Source organism: Luteimonas rhizosphaerae (assembly GCF_002849595.1).
Lineage (GTDB): Bacteria > Pseudomonadota > Gammaproteobacteria > Xanthomonadales > Xanthomonadaceae > Luteimonas > Luteimonas cellulosilyticus.
The window spans coordinates 32,945-46,592 of the sequence record NZ_NRQR01000011.1 but is presented as its reverse complement, the minus strand read 5'-3'; the positions used below and the strand labels follow the sequence as shown (position 1 = coordinate 46,592).

Genomic DNA, 13,648 nt, shown 5'->3' with positions numbered 1-13,648 from the left:
TCAAGGCAGGGGGGTCGCTTCGACCGGCCTGCGGCGCCACAGCAGCCACACGCCCCAGGTCATCAGCGGCAATACGTAGATCGCCAGGAAATACCAGGTGAGCGTGCCGTAGCCCGTGGCGATCAGGTCGACCAGACCGACCGCCGTGGCGGCATACACCGCGACCAGCATCACCCCGACGGCGAGCGCCGGACGCAGCGCGCGCGGCATCGGGCGTTGCCGCTCGGCCCACGCATTCGCGACCCGTTCGTTGATCGCGTGCAGCAGCGCGACGCCGGTGTCGACCAGGGTCAGCATCACCGCCAGCTGGAACACCCACTCGAACCACGGCGCCTGCAGCTTGGCCAGCAGGAACGCCGACGGCAGCGCCTCGGCCGCGATCTCGTCGTAGTAACCGACCATCGCGATGTAGAACACCACGCCCGGCAGCATGCCCAGCGGCCCGGCGAGCGCGCCGGCGGCGAACGCCTCGCGGCGACGGCCGAAGTGACGCACGCAGAACAGCACCGCCGGAATGGTGGCGACGTTGTAGCCGGCGTAGGTCACGCCGGCCTTGAACCAGCCGCCGTCGACCGGCACTGCGGCGAAGTTGTCGGCGATGCGGTCGCCGAACGCGACCACTGCCCAGACCACGAACACCACGTAGACCAGATACAGATAGCCGACCGAGGCGACCAGGAACTTCTCGATCGCGGCGCTGCTGCAGAACAGCAGCGCGCCGGTCGCGATGATCATCGCCAGCGAACCCGCCAGCTTCGGCAGGCCGAACAGGCTGAAGGCGATCTCGCCGGCGGCCGCGCCCATGACCGCCAGGATCACGAGCATGAGCAGCACGTAGCCGATCTCGAACGCGAACCAGCCGCGGCCCAGCAACAGTTTGAAGAACGTGCGGTAGTCCAAGGCGCGCGCGACCCGGGCCAGCTCGAAGCTGACCATCAGCACCGCGCTCCACACCAGCATGCTGACCGCCATGCCGAGCAGGCCGCCCCAGGGACCGGCCGGCAGGAAGAACTCGACCAGTTCGCGCCCGGTCGCATAGCCGCCGGCGATCACCGCCGCCTGGAACACGAAGCCCGGCAGCAGGTAGCGCTGGAACCAGGAGGACGTCGAGGTCATGCCAGGCAGGCGTCGACCAGACGGGCGAACGCGTCGCCGCCGCGGATCGGATCGGCCACCGGCAGGCCCAGGCGGGCGGCGGTCGCATCGATCGCCGCCTGCGCCGCGTCGGCGTCGAGGGCGGCGGTGTTGAGGCTGATGCCCGCGCAGCGGATGCCGGGGTTGGTGCGGGCGCCGAGCCGCAACGCGAGGTCGATGGTGTCCTCGAGCGACGGCACCGGAAAGTGCGCGTGCCCGAGCATGCGCTCGCGCCCGTGCGCGTGGCAGACCACGATGATGTCGGGCTGGCTGCCGTGCAGCAGCGACAGCGACACCCCGGCATAGGCCGGATGCGACAGCGAGCCCTGGCCTTCGATGACGTCCCAGTGCGCGGCGTCGGCATCCGGCGACAGCAGTTCCGCGGCGCCGGCCGCGAAGTCCGCGACCACCGCGTCCATCGGCACGCCGGCGCCGGCGATCAGGATGCCGGTCTGACCGCTGGCGCGGAACGTCGCGTCGTGCCCGCGCTCGCGGAACGCGCGCGCCAGCGCCAGCGCGGTGTACTTCTTGCCCAGTGCGCAGTCGGTGCCGACGGTCAGCAGGCGCCGGCCGGTACGCTTGCGGCCGGTGGCGACCGGCAGGTCCGACGGCGGCTCGCGCACGTCGATGAGGCGGCGTCCGTGCACGACCGCCGCGTGGCGCAGCACGTCGATACCGGCGAGCCGGGCGTGCATGCCGCCGACCAGATCCAGCCCCGCCTGCAGCGCTTCGAGCAGGGCCGGCACCCAGGCCGGCGGGATCCGCCCGCCCGGATTGGCGACGCCGATGACCATCGCGCGTGCGCCGAGCGCGCGCGCCTGGACGGGCGTGAGGCGCGGCAAGCCGGTGCTGACGGTCGCGCCGTCGCAGGCGAACTCGCCGAGGCACCGCTCGGGCGCCCAGTCGCGCAGACCGAACGCGGTCTTCGCATAACCGGGCTCGACGGTGTCGCCGAGGAACAGCAGATACGGTTGCGGCAACGCGTCGGAATCCCGCGGCAGCGGAGCGGCAGTCGACATCGGGCTGGGGTCCGCTCGGCTCAGAACCGGACGTCGAATTCGACGCCGAAGGTGCGCGGCAGGATCGGCACCGCGGCCAGGTACGACACCGCGCCGCTGAGCGCGCCCTCGGCCGGTTCCAGCGACGACCAGCCCGTTTCGCCGGTGGCATTGCTGACGTAGCCGCGCAGTTCCCAGTGCTCGCCGCCGATGCCGGCGTAGAGGTCGAGCGCGCGGTAGCTGTCGAGCCGCAGCGGCGCCGTCACGTCTTCCTGCAGCACGGTCGACGGATCGCCGGGCGCGGTGACCCGCTGGCGTTCGGTCGTGCCGTTGAGCCGCTCGCCGGTCCAGCGCAATACCGCGCCGACCTGGCCCGCGAGTCCCCCGGGGGTGATGAACGCGTATTCGGCGGTCGTGGCCCACGACAGCGTCGGCACGTAGGGCATGCGGTCGCCGGCCAGGCCGGTGTTGAGGACCACGTCGAAATCGCCCTGCGGAATGACCGTGGCTTCGAAATCGTTCTTCACCCGCGCCCGGGTGTAGGCCGCGTTGACGCCGAGCGACAGCGCCTCAGTGGCGCGGAACTGCGAGGCCAGCTCCAGGCCCTCGCTGCTCGCCTCGCCGCCGTTGACCAGGCCGCCGATGCCGTTGAACGACGACGCCACCTGGATGTCGTCCCATTCGATGCGGAACGCGGACACGTCGACCTGCACCCGGCGATCGGCAAACTGCGATTTCAGGCCGGCCTCGTAGCTCGCCAGCATCGAGGAGTCCACGCTCGGCGGAATGCCCGGCAGGGCGACGTTGGGGCCGCCGGGCTGGTAGCCGGTGGCGACGCGTGCGTACAGCAGCGTGTCCTCGGCCAGCTTGAACTGCGGGCTCAAACTCCAGGTGAACACGTCTTCGGTCGATTCGCCGGGCGCATCGCCGATCGGCGCGAGGATGCCCTCGCTGACGTTCTGGCTGAACCACTGGTCGTTGCGCGCCTGGCGCAGGCCGGCGTCGAGCTTGAAGCGCTCGCCGAACCGCCACGAGGCGTTCGCGAACACGGCGACTTCCTCGTAGGTGCTCGGCAGGTCGATCACCGCGAGGGTGCCGAACATCGTGTCGAACGGCGCCGGCAGCGGCGAGCCGTCACGCTGGCCCAGCCACGCGACCTGGCTCTGCAGCGCGTCCTCCTTGGTGTAGAACACGCCCGCCATCCACTCGAAGCGACCGCCGGTCCGGGAGCTCAGGCGCACTTCCTGGGTGATCTTGTCGAGGTCGAAGGTGTAGCGCACGTTCGAGCTGCCGGGCGCCGGCAGGCCCAGCAGCAGGTCGGCGACTTCGCCGAACTGCACCGTGGCATCGATCTGGTCCAGGGTCTCGGTTTCCGACCAGCCGGTCGCGGACACCAGGTCCGCCCAGCCGAGGTCCCAGGTCACGCTGAGCGAGGTCAGCGTCAGCTCCTTCGAGAACGGCTGCCGCTGCCAGCTCCTGCCCTCGAATTCGCCGCCGAGCGGGGCGTAGGTGTCGGCATCGAGTGCGACCACGGCCCGGTCGCCGGCGTTGATGCGCTGGTGCAGGACCGCCAGATCGGCGTCGACCGTGTCGCCGTCCCAGGACAGCGCCGCGCGCCCGCCGACCTGTTCGCTGTCGTTGATGTCGCGGCGGCCGTCGATGGCATTGTCGGTATAGCCCGGCAGACCGTTGCGCGCGAAGCTCATGCGCAGGCCCAGGCGGTCTTCCTGCAGGGGCACGCTGGCGCCGATGCGGCCGTTCCAGTCCTGGCCGCCGTCGGCGACCGAACGCCCGCCGAAGCCGATGCGGAACTCGTCGTGGACCAGGTCCGGGGATCGCGTCACGTACTTGAGCAGGCCGCCGATCGCGCCGGCGCCGTACAGCGTGCCCTGCGGGCCGCGCAGCACTTCGACGCGGCTGATGTCGTAGGGCAGCAGGTCCAGCATCAGCGAACCCGCGCTCTGGTAGATGCCGCTCGAGCCGACGGGCACCTCGTCGATGTACGTGGCCACGGTGGCGCCCGACGACAGCGCCGAGATGCCGCGCAGCGAGACCGAGGTCAAGCCGGGCGTGCCGCTGCTCTGCACCTGCAGGCCAGGAATGAGCGCCGCGTAGTCGGACAGCGAACTCGCGCCCATGTTCTCCAGCTGGCGTTCGTTGATCACGCTGATCGAGGCGCCGACGTCGCGGACGTTCTCGACGCGCTTGTTGGCGGTGACGACAACCGAATCGAGGGTCACCGCATCGACGGCCTGCGGCGGCGGCGTGCTGTCGGTGGTGTCCTGCGCCAGGACGGGCGATCCGGCAGCGCATGCCAGGGTGCTGGCGATGGCGAGGGACAACGGTGAACGGAACCAAGGACGTGTGGACCGGAACGCGTGCATCGGTTGTCTCCCCAGACGATTATCCTGATCAGGGATCATGATCCCAATCAGAGAATTGTCAACACGTCCGGAAAATAAGCGGCAGGCGTGGCCCGCAGGCGTGCCGTCACTCGCCAGCGGCAGCCGTCGACGGTTGCCAGCCCGGGCCGCGCACCACGCGCCCCGGTGTGGCGCCGGTGTGTTCGCCATCGCGCAGCACCTGGACGCCGTTGACGAAAACTTCGCCGACGCCGGCCGCGTACTGCCGGGGAGCGTCGTAGGTCGCGTGGTCGATGATCGTGGCCGGGTCGAACACCACGATGTCGGCGTAGCAGCCGGGGCGCAGGCAGCCGCGATCGGCGAGTTTCCAGTTCGCGGCCGGCAGTCCGGTCAGGCGATGGATGCCCTCCTCCAGCGGCATCAGCTTGCGGTCGCGCACGTAGTGCCCGAGGAAGCGCGCGACGTTGCCGTAGCCGCGCGGATGCGTGCTGGACGTGAGGAATACGCCTTCGGGCGCCGACGATTCCGCGTCCGATCCCAGGCTGACCCACGGCTGTTTCAGCCCGAGCTCGACGTTCGCTTCGCTCATCAGGAAGTACGCGGTGCCGATCCGGGAATCGTCCTCGACGATCAGGTCGATCGCGGTGTCTTCCGGCGAGGTGCCGCGTTCGCGCGCGACGTCGGCCAGGGTACGGCCGCTGAGCGGCTTGAGCGCCGCGCTGCGGAAGTCGAGCAGCAGCAGGCGTTCGTCGGAGCCCGCCAGCAGCCGCAGGTTTTCCCAGTCGACGCCGGGCGCGCGCATGTCCGCCAGCACGCGCGCGCGGATGGCGGGGTCGCGCAGCCGCGCGATCATCGCGTCGTGGCCGCCGGCCTGGACCCACGGCGGCAGGCTCGCGGTCAGGCCGGTGCCGCCGGCGGTGTAGGCGTACATGTCGGCGCTGACCTGCAGGCCTTCGGCGCGCGCGGCTTCGATCCGGGCGATGGCCTGCGCCATCTTCGGCCAGTTCTGCTCGCCCGCGGCCTTGAGGTGGTACACGCCGGCGCGCTGGCCGGTGGCGCGGGCGATGGCGATGGTCTCGTCGAGCGCCTCGAGAAAGCGGTCGGCCTCGCTGCGCATGTGCGAGACATAACCCCCGCCCGATTCCGCGGCCGCCTGCGCCAGCGCAATGAGTTCGGCGGTGTCGGCGAACGTCGCCGGCGGATAGATCAGCGAGCTGCCGACGCCGAGCGCACCTTCGCGCATCGCCTGGCGCACCACGTCCTGCATGCCAGCGAGCTGCACGGGCGTCGGGGTGACGTCGTCTTCGCCGAGTTCGTGGATGCGCACCGTGGTCGCACCGACGAACGAGGCGACGTTCGGCGTGATGCCGCGCTGCTCGAGGAACTCGAGGTAGCCGCCGAACGAGGTCCACGGGATGTCGTAGCGGAGGTCGCCCTGCTGCTTGAGTGCATCGGCCTTCATGCGCGCGTTGACCGGGCCCATCGACCAGCCTTCGCCGAACATTTCCAGGGTGATGCCCTGCTTGGTATCGCTGATGCCGCGGCCGTCGACGATCAGCGATTCGGTCGCCCAGCTCAGGGTGTTGATGAAGCCCGGGGAGACCGCGCGACCCTGCGCGTCGAGCGTCTTGTCGGCGGCCGCGCCGCTGCCCGGCGGCAGCAACGCCGCGATGCGGTCGCCACGCACGGCCACGTCGACGCGCTGCGGCGGCGCGCCACTGCCGTCGTAGACCAGGCCGTTGCGGATCAGCAGGTCGTACTGCGCGGGCTTGTCGACCACCGGCGCGGTGCTGCAGGCGGCGAGGGCGAGCGGCAGCAGGGCGAGCGTTAGACGCGGCATGGCGGAAAACTCCTGTGCGGGATGAAGCAGATCATCGCAGCGCGCGGATCGGGCGATCCAGGCGCCACAGCAAGGCGGCGGCCACGACGGCCAGGCCGGCGAGCAGCAGGAAGAAGCCGGAATGGCTGGCTTTCGACCACAGCGTGCCGACCAGGCCCGCCAGCAGACTGCCGCTGAAGACCGCGAGGAACCACGAGGCCACCGTGGTCGCGCCCAGTCGCGGCGGCGCGAGCCTGGCGAACAGGCCGAGGCCGGTCGGCAGGATGTAGAGCTCGCCGAGCGTCAGGATCACGAAGAACGCGACCAGCCACAGCCAGCCGATGCGGGTGTCGCCAGCGACGGCCGTCACCGCGGCCAGCAGCACGTAGGCACCCGCCACGATCAGCGCGCCGATCGCCATGCGCAGCGCAGGCGCGGTTTCCTGTCCGGCCTCGGCGCGGCGCCGCCAGTGCAGCAGCAGCAACGGCGTCATGCTGATCACCAGCAGCGGATTGAGCGACTGGAACCACGTCATCGGAATGGTGAAGCCTGCGACCACCCGGTCCACACCGGTGTCGATCAGCAGCGGCAGCGTGTTGCCGACCTGCTCGTAGGCACCGCGGAAGATGGTCGCCGCGATCCCGACGCCGAGCAGCAGCAGCCACACCTTGCGATGGTTGCCGCGCACCGCCTGCGCATCCACGACGCGCGCCACGCCGCGCGCCGGCTCGGGCGGCAGGTAGCGGCGGCCGAACACGTAGATCAGCAGACCGATGAACATGCCGATGCCGGCGGCGCCGAAGCCGTAGTGCCAGCCGTAGACCTCGCCCAGCGTGCCGCACACCAGCGGCGCCATGAAGCCGCCGATGTTCAGGCCGACGTAGTAGACGTTGTAGGCGCGGCCGCGGCGGGGATCGTCGGCGGCGTAGAGATCGTTGATCTGGCTCGGCAGGCTGGGCAGGAACAGGCCGTTGCCGAGCGCGATGGTCGCCAGCGCGATGTAGAACGTCGGCTCGAACGCCATTACGAAATGGCCGAAGGCCATGATGCTGCCGCCGATGATCACCGCGTTGCGCTTGCCCAGCCAGCGGTCGGCGATGGCGCCGCCGAGGATCGGCGTGAAGTACGCCATCGCCGTGTACGCGCCGTAGATGAAGGACGCCTTTTCCTGCGCGAACAGCAACTGCTTGGTCATGTAATAGACCAGCAGCGTGCGCATGCCGTAGTAGGAGAACAGCTCCCACATGTTGGTCAAGAACAGGATCGTCAGCCCGCGTGGCTGACCGAACCAGGTCTTGTCGGCGACGCTGCTCATGCCGTCGCCGACGGCCCCCAGACCTCGTCGCCGCACCAGATGTGGCCGTCGCTGTAACGCACCGACGGCGTGCGGTCCTGTTTGAGGAAGATCGGGCCGTCCAGATCCACCACGTCGCAGAACTGGCCGAGCACGAACGCGGGCGCCGCCGCCAGACTGGTGCCGCACATGTTGCCGACCATGACCTGCTTGCCGAGCGCGCGCGCGCGGTGCGCCATCAGCAGCCCTTCGGTCAGGCCGCCGCACTTGTCGAGCTTGATGTTGATGACGTCGAAGTGGTGGTGGCGCGCTTCGAGTTCGGCGAGATCGAGGATGCTTTCGTCGGCGGCGAACGGCAGTGCGCGCGCGATGCCGTCGAGTTCGTGTTCGCGGTCGCGGACGCAGGGCTGCTCCAGCAGCGCCACGCCCGCTTCCAGCAGCGCCGGCAGCAGGGCCGGCAGCGATGCGCCGTCGTAGCCCTGGTTGGCATCGACGCCGATCCACGCCGCCGGGCAGCGCGCGCGCACCGCGCGGACGCGCGCCGCGTCGAGGTCCGCGTCGCCGGTCAGCTTCAGCTTCAGCGCACGCGCCTGCGTGTAGGCCGCGGCGCGATCGGCCATGACGTCGGGGGCGTCGGCGCCGACGGTGAAGGTGGTGAGCAGCGGCCGCACGCGTTCGAGCCCGGCGAGCCGCCAGACCGGCACGCCGCTGCGCTGCGCTTCGAGTTCCCACAACGCCGCGTCGAGCGCATTGCGGGCGCCGCCGGCGGGCAGCAGCGTGCGCAGCGTCGCGCGATCGAGCCCCGCCTCGATGCGGGGCCGCATCGCCTCCAGCGTGGCCAGCATCGTGTCCGGTTGATCGCCCGTGTAGTACACACCGGCGCCTTCGCCGCGTCCGACATGCTCGCCGGCGCGCAGGGTCACCACGGTGGCCGGCATCGCCTCGAACACGTGCCCGGCGATCCGGAACGGCGCGGACATCGGCAGGGGTTCGTTGTGCAACTCGAGTTCGACCGGCTCGGCAGTCACGCGCGCACCTCGTCAGGACATGGGCGGAGCGCCGGCGGCCAACGCCGCCGGCACGCGGGAGCGTCAGTAGTTCGCGCCGAAGCCGATCACGTGATGGGTGACGCCGATCCACAGCACGAACAGGCAGGCCAGCGCGAGCACCACCGCCCACAGCTTGGCCAGCACCCGGCGCCTGCCGCGCAGCGCCTGCCAGGCGTTCCAGACCGCGACCGCCGCGCCGAGCGGCAGCACCACGGTGGCGAACAGGCGCATGGCGATGATCAGGCCATCGGTATCCGGGCTGGTCATCTCCAGCTTGCTCAGCATGCCGACGACGAGCGCCAGCGCCGCGCCCATCGCCAGCAACACCAGCAGCGCGGCGATGCGCACCAGGCGATGCGCGCGCGCGTCGGTGCCGGTCAGCCGGTAGGGCGCGCCGTAGTAGCGCCGGACCAGGGCCGACACCGGCCACGCGACGACGGTCAGGAGCAGCACGACGAGGCTCGCGACCAGCAGCGGCATCGCCACCCCCCGCCACGCCGCCACGCGCTCGAACACCATGATCGGGGCATAGGGTTCCATGCTGAAACGCAGCACCTCGCCGTCGACGACGTCCGCCGCCAGCCGGTCGGTGCTGGCGGTGTCCTGCCACACGTAGGGCGCGACTTCGCGCCAGCGCTTCGGCGCGCCGCCCGCAGTGGTCGCCATCGCCACGCTGATCGTGCCGTCGTCGTTCGCCGCCACCTTGACCGGTCCGATCATGTTGGCCAGCGAGAGGAAATTGCTGTCGGGCCGCCGGCTGCTGGTGTAGGTGCCGGCGAGCTGCTGTGCATGCGCCTTGGCATCGGCCTCCGGCACGCCCGCTGTCGCGGCCGGCGGTCCGGGCAGATAGCGGTCGGCGAAGCCGCGCGACAGGGCGTAACGGATGTGGCCGGTGGCGCCGTCGCGCCCGGCGCTGTTCATCGACACGAACAGGCCGATGCCGTCGTCGAGGAACAGCTGCAGGTCGCTGTGGAACCACTGCGTGTCGCCGCCGTGCGAGATCGCGCGATGGCCGTTGACCGAGGTTTCGTAGAAGCCGAGCATCATCCGGTTGAGCGGGCCGACCGATGCCTGGCCGGTCGCGTGCATCTGCCGCGCGGTGTCCGCGCTGAGGATGCGCGCATCGCCGAACGCGCCGTCCTGCAGGTGCGCGATCATGAAGCGGCCCATGTCGCTGCCGGTCGCGGCGAGACTGCCGGCCGGTGCGAGACTGATGAATTCGTAGGGCTTGGCCTCGCCGTCGGATGCCTGGGCGTAGCCCGCGGACATGGCCGCCAGCAGCGGTGCCGGCAGCGGTTGGCGGAAGCTCGAATGCGCCATGCCCAGCGGCTGGAAGATGTGGCGCTCGACGTAGTCGTCGAAGGACTCGCCCGACACGCGCTCGACGATGTAGCCGGCCAGCGCGGTCGCGTAGTTCGAATAGGCCGGCGTGGCGCCCGGCACATGGATGCGCTCGGGCACCCAGTGCTTCAGCGCGACGCCGAGCGGCGTCACTTCGTCGACGTCGGCGGTGATCAGCGCGCGGACCTGCTCCTCGAAGCCGGTGGTGTGGGTCATCGCCTGGCGCAGCGTGAGCGGCGTGCCGTCGCGCGCCGGGATCTCGAAATCGAGGTACTGGTTGACGTCGGCGTCGAGATCGAGTTTGCCCTGCTCGACCAGCTGCATCACCGCCGTCCAGGTGAACAGCTTGGACACCGAGCCCGGCCGGAACAGCGTAGCCGCGGGGTCGACCGGCGTGCCCTTGGCGATGTCGGCGTGGCCGTAGCCCTTCTGCAGCAGCACCTCGCCGTCCTTGACCACCACGACGACGGCGCCGGCGATGTCGCCCGCCGCCAGCGCGTAAGGGAAGAAACCATCCAGCCAGGCTTCGGCATCGGCGCGCGTCAGGACCGGCGCGCCGTCCGGCGCCCCGGGTGCCGTCGTCACCGCGGCGGGCGGCGCCGAGGGTTGATCCGATGTCGGCAGGGGCGCGGTCGCGGGCGCGGGTGGGATCGCCGCTTCCTGTGGCGCCGCAAGGGCCAGGCCGGCCGCGAGCAGTCCGGCGAACAGGCATAGTGGTTTCACGCGCATGGCACCGCCCCGATTTGTCCTGATTGGCGATAGTGATCCCAATCAGAGAATTGTCAACCGTGCCGGAAGTCCCCATGTCGAGCCCGTGCGCAGTGCCGGGACCGGCACCGCGCCTTCCCACCCGTCGCCTGCTGCGGCGATGATGATCCCGTAGAGAACACGAACGGACCCGAGAAGGATGACAGCGCCACACCCCACCATCGGCGGCCTGCTGCGCGCGCTGCGCGCCCGCAAGGGCTGGACGCTCAAGCAGATGAGCGCGCATTCCGGCATTCCCCTGTCGACCCTGTCGAAGGTCGAACACGACCGGCTGACGCTGACCTACGACAAGCTGCTGCAGCTCAGCCAGCGCCTCAACCTGCGCATGTCCGAGCTGTTCGCCGAGCAGGCCGAGGCGCCGGATCCCCCGGTCACCGCGCGCCGCAGCGTCGGCCGCGTCGACGACGCGATCCGCGTCACCACGCCCAACTACGACTACTACTACTTGTGCCCGGAACTGCGGCGCAAACGCATGATTCCCGTACTCACCCGGGTGCGCGCCAAGACCATCGCCGAGTTCGGCGCGCTGGTGCGGCATTCCGGCGAGGAATACATCCACGTGCTCGAAGGCCGCATGGAGGTGCACACCGAGTTCTACGATCCCCTGGTGCTCGAGACCGGCGAAGGCGTGTACATCGACTCGAACATGGGCCACGCCTACATCGCAGCCGAAGGGTGCGACGAGGTGCTGCTGCTCGGCGTCTGCTCGAGCGCGGACGAACAGCTGATGGCCTCGCTGCTCACCCTGCACGGCGAGGAGAGCGCCGCCCAGGGCAAAACCACCCGGCTCGCCGCGCCCGCCGCGCCGCCCCCGAAGCGCGCCGCGAAGAAGCCTGCCAAGCGCTAGGCCGTCGCCATGCCGACGGCCGCCTGAGGCACGCGTTCGCGCGATCGACGTTGCCGGCAACGCCCTCGACCGCAAGCGCGCCCCTGCAGGCATCCCGATCCTTGCCGTCCGGGCAACGGCATTCCCCCGAGCGACGATCTTCGCTGCGACGACGGGTTCCGCCGGCCCGGCCTGACGGTATGGTGTGCGTTCGTCCAGATTCGAGAGTGCCGATGTCCCGATCCGTCCTGGGTGGCAGTGCCCGCCTGCTGTCCGTCCTGCTGCTGGTCGCGGCGCCGGGCCTGTCCGCGCACGCTGCCGACCGCATCACCGGCCAGCCGTTCGCGACTCGCAGCGAGGTCTATGCGCCGCACGCGATGGCCGCGACCTCGCACCCGTTGGCGACCCAGATCGCGCTCGACGTGATGAAGGCCGGCGGCAGCGCGGTCGACGCGGCGATCGCGGCGAACGCGGCGCTGGGCCTGATGGAGCCGACCGGCAACGGTATCGGCGGCGATCTGTTCGCGATCGTCTGGGATCCGAAGACGCAGAAACTGCACGGCTACGACGGCTCCGGGCGCTCGCCGAAATCCCTGACGCTCGCCGAGTTCCAGCGTCGTGGCCTGACCGACATTCCGCCGCACGGCCCGCTGCCGGTCACCGTGCCCGGCACCGTCGACGGCTGGTTCGCGCTCCACGGCCGCTTCGGCACGCGCACGATGGCCGAGAACCTCGCGCCGGCGATCCGCTATGCGCGCGACGGCCACCCGGTGCCCGAAGTGATCGCCTACTACTGGGACCGCTCGGTGCCGCGCCTGTCGAAGTGGCCGGGCTTCACCGAGCAGTTCACGCTCGACGGCGGTCGCGCGCCGCGCACCGGCGAGACCTGGCGCAACCCGAATCTCGCCAACACGCTGCAGGCGATCGCCGACGGCGGCCGCGACGCGTTCTACAAGGGCGACATCGCCCGGGTGATCGGCGACTACTTCGCCGCCAACGACGGCTTCCTCGCCTACGAGGACATGGCCGCGCACACAGGCAACTGGGTCGAACCGGTGTCGACGAAGTATCGCGGCGTCGAGCTGTGGGAACTGCCGCCGAGCGGACAGGGCATCGCCGCGCTGCAGATCCTCAACCTGCTCGAACCCTACGACCTCGCGTCCTACGGCTTCGGCAGCCCCGAGCACGTACACCTGTTCACCGAGGCCAAGAAGCTCGCGTTCGCCGACCGCGCGCGCTGGTACGCCGATCCGGCGTTCCATCCCGCGCCTGTCGAACGCCTGATCTCCAAGGACTACGCCCGCGAGCGCGGCGCGCTGATCTCGATGGACACCGCGCTGCGCGAAGTACAGCCGGGCACGCCGGCGCAGCTCGACGAGGGCGACACGATCTACCTGACCACCGCGGACGCCGACGGCATGATGGTCTCGCTGATCCAGTCCAACTACCGCGGCATGGGCAGCGGCATGGCACCGCCGGGCCTCGGCTTCATCCTGCAGGACCGCGGCGAGCAGTTCGTGCTCAAGCCCGGCCATCCCAATACGTTCGAACCGGGCAAGCGGCCCTTCCACACCATCATTCCCGCGTTCGCGACGAAAGACGGCAAGCCCTGGCTGGCGTTCGGCGTGATGGGCGGCGCGATGCAGCCGCAGGGCCATGTGCAGATCCTGATCAACATGCTCGATTTCGGCATGAACCTGCAGGAAGCCGGCGACGCCCCGCGCATCCAGCACGACGGTTCCACCGAACCCACCGGCCAGAACACCGCGATGTCCGACGGCGGCGAGCTGGATCTGGAAACCGGCTTCCCGTATGAGACCGTGCGCGCGCTGATGCAGAAGGGCCATTCGGTGCGCTTCGCCCACGGCCCTTACGGCGGCTACCAGGCAATCATGGTCAATCCGGAGGGCGGCTGGGTCGGCGCCAGCGAATCGCGCAAGGACGGGCAGGCCGCGGGCTACTGACGCACCCGCGGCGCGGGGCCGCCCGTGCCGCGCAGGTCTGCGGCTATGCTGGGTCGATGACTAGCCGATCGCGATTCCCGACCGCCGCCTGC

At 70.2% G+C, this 13,648-nt stretch carries 9 protein-coding genes; 2 read left to right on the top strand and 7 right to left on the bottom strand.

What is annotated here, in order from left to right; translation table 11 throughout:
- The 7 genes from CJ022_RS04870 to CJ022_RS04840 all read right to left on the bottom strand — a co-directional run bounded on the left by CJ022_RS04870 (position 1) and on the right by CJ022_RS04840 (position 10,721).
- Positions 1-1,116 (bottom strand): YkvI family membrane protein, encoded by a 1,116-nt coding sequence (locus CJ022_RS04870; protein ID WP_101925553.1) that lies wholly within the window; start codon positions 1,114-1,116, stop codon positions 1-3.
- Positions 1,113-2,153 (bottom strand): DUF1611 domain-containing protein, encoded by a 1,041-nt coding sequence (locus tag CJ022_RS04865; protein WP_101925552.1) that lies wholly within the window; start codon positions 2,151-2,153, stop codon positions 1,113-1,115. Before CJ022_RS04865 ends, CJ022_RS04870 begins: the two co-directional genes overlap by 4 nt.
- 20 nt (positions 2,154-2,173) lie before the next feature.
- The gene (locus tag CJ022_RS04860; protein ID WP_158238349.1) at positions 2,174-4,474 is read right to left on the bottom strand and encodes a TonB-dependent receptor; all 2,301 of its coding nucleotides are present in this window, start codon (positions 4,472-4,474) and stop codon (positions 2,174-2,176) included.
- Positions 4,475-4,622: 148 nt separating this feature from the next.
- On the bottom strand, positions 4,623-6,335 hold the full coding sequence (locus CJ022_RS04855) for an N-acyl-D-amino-acid deacylase family protein (RefSeq protein ID WP_101925550.1): 1,713 nt from the start codon (positions 6,333-6,335) through the stop codon (positions 4,623-4,625).
- 31 nt (positions 6,336-6,366) lie between these two features.
- A complete protein-coding gene (locus CJ022_RS04850; protein ID WP_101925549.1) occupies positions 6,367-7,629 on the bottom strand; it encodes a peptide MFS transporter in 1,263 nt (420 codons plus the stop codon).
- A complete protein-coding gene (locus tag CJ022_RS04845) occupies positions 7,626-8,636 on the bottom strand; it encodes a dipeptide epimerase (protein ID WP_233198610.1) in 1,011 nt (336 codons plus the stop codon). Before CJ022_RS04845 ends, CJ022_RS04850 begins: the two co-directional genes overlap by 4 nt.
- A gap of 63 nt (positions 8,637-8,699) precedes the next feature.
- Positions 8,700-10,721, bottom strand: a complete 2,022-nt coding sequence (locus CJ022_RS04840; protein ID WP_158238348.1) for a serine hydrolase domain-containing protein — start codon at positions 10,719-10,721, stop codon at positions 8,700-8,702.
- Positions 10,722-10,905: 184 nt separating this feature from the next.
- Here CJ022_RS04840 and CJ022_RS04835 point away from each other — a divergent pair, with 184 nt between their 5' ends.
- Complete coding sequence (locus tag CJ022_RS04835) at positions 10,906-11,613, top strand: helix-turn-helix domain-containing protein (RefSeq protein ID WP_101925547.1); 708 nt, start codon at positions 10,906-10,908, stop codon at positions 11,611-11,613.
- Between the two features lie 212 nt (positions 11,614-11,825).
- Positions 11,826-13,556, top strand: coding sequence for a gamma-glutamyltransferase (gene ggt, locus CJ022_RS04830; RefSeq protein ID WP_101925546.1), 1,731 nt, complete (start codon positions 11,826-11,828; stop codon positions 13,554-13,556).
- Positions 13,557-13,648: the final 92 nt, after the last annotated feature.

Excerpts from the sequence above, each read along its gene's own strand:
- CJ022_RS04850 (WP_101925549.1), bottom strand. The coding sequence starts at position 7,629 with ATGAGCAGCGTCGCCGACAAGACCTGGTTCGGTCAGCCACGCGGGCTG.
- CJ022_RS04855 (WP_101925550.1), bottom strand. The coding sequence starts at position 6,335 with ATGCCGCGTCTAACGCTCGCCCTGCTGCCGCTCGCCCTCGCCGCCTGC.
- ggt (WP_101925546.1), top strand. The coding sequence starts at position 11,826 with ATGTCCCGATCCGTCCTGGGTGGCAGTGCCCGCCTGCTGTCCGTCCTG.
- CJ022_RS04835 (WP_101925547.1), top strand. The coding sequence starts at position 10,906 with ATGACAGCGCCACACCCCACCATCGGCGGCCTGCTGCGCGCGCTGCGC.
- CJ022_RS04870 (WP_101925553.1), bottom strand. The coding sequence starts at position 1,116 with ATGACCTCGACGTCCTCCTGGTTCCAGCGCTACCTGCTGCCGGGCTTC.
- CJ022_RS04865 (WP_101925552.1), bottom strand. The coding sequence starts at position 2,153 with ATGTCGACTGCCGCTCCGCTGCCGCGGGATTCCGACGCGTTGCCGCAA.